Annotated in this window: 2 protein-coding genes; both read left to right on the top strand. The window is 72.7% G+C overall.

Annotated features, from left to right (window positions below; all coding sequences use genetic code 11):
• Nucleotides 1-173: helix-turn-helix transcriptional regulator (locus D180_RS14455; RefSeq protein ID WP_043091022.1), on the top strand; the 173-nt coding region annotated here is incomplete at its 5' end.
• Nucleotides 170-867: CHASE3 domain-containing protein (locus tag D180_RS14450; RefSeq protein ID WP_017913358.1), on the top strand; the 698-nt coding region annotated here is incomplete at its 3' end. The genes D180_RS14455 and D180_RS14450, both read left to right, overlap by 4 nt.

The following is an 867-nucleotide window of genomic DNA, read 5'->3' as shown; positions in this document are numbered from 1 at the left end:
GGCAGGTGCTGGCGCTGCTGTCGCGCGGGCTGACCAATGCCGCGCTCGGCGCCGAACTCGGCATCAGCGCCGGCACCGCCAAGGTCCACGTCGAGCGCATCCTGCACAAGCTGCAGGTGGCCGACCGCACCCAGGCCGCGGTGGTCGCGGTGCAGGCCGGGGTGGCGCTGTGAAGGCGCTAACGCGGCGCTGGAACGACTGGCCGCTGACCCGCAAGAGCCTGGCGCTGGTGGCGCTGCCGCTGTTGCTGCTGGTGGCGGCGCTGGTGGCGATCTACAGCGTGGAGCGGCAGAACATCGCCGCCGAGAACGACGTGCGCCGCACTCTGCAGTTGCTCAGCGACCTGCATGAAGCGCATGCGCTGCTGGCCGAGACCGCCGCCGGCGTGCGCGGCTACCGGCTGGTGCGCCAGGACGCGTTCCTGACCCCGTACCGCGACGCCGAGCCGCGGCTGAAGACCGTGGTGCAGCGCCTGTCGCAGCGCATCACCGATCCGCTGCAGGCGCAGCGCTTCGCCCGCATCCAGCCGCTGTTCGAGGAGAAGATGCAGGGCTGGCGGCGGCTGCTGGCGCCGGACCTGAGCCGCGAGGAAGAGATCCGCCAACTGCGCGAGGGCAAGGTCACCCTCGACATCCTGCGCGCGGAACTGCGCGAGCTGCGCAACTACGAGACCGCGCAGTTGCAGGTGCGTACCGCCAAGGCGCAGGCGCTGCGCCAGCGCAACCTGCTGATCACCCTGTGCGCGGCGATGCTGGGCGGGCTCGGCGCGGTGCTCGCGGTGGCCTGGTTCGCCTCGTCGCTGTCGCGGCGCCTGCGCCAGCTCTCGGCCAACGCCGACCGCCTCGGCGACGGCCGGCCGCTGGCGCC

This window comes from Xanthomonas sp. SHU 166 (assembly GCF_000364685.1).
Taxonomy (GTDB): domain Bacteria; phylum Pseudomonadota; class Gammaproteobacteria; order Xanthomonadales; family Xanthomonadaceae; genus Xanthomonas_A; species Xanthomonas_A sontii.
Note: the sequence above shows the minus strand (reverse complement) of the source record. Positions and strands in the feature narration are given on the sequence as shown.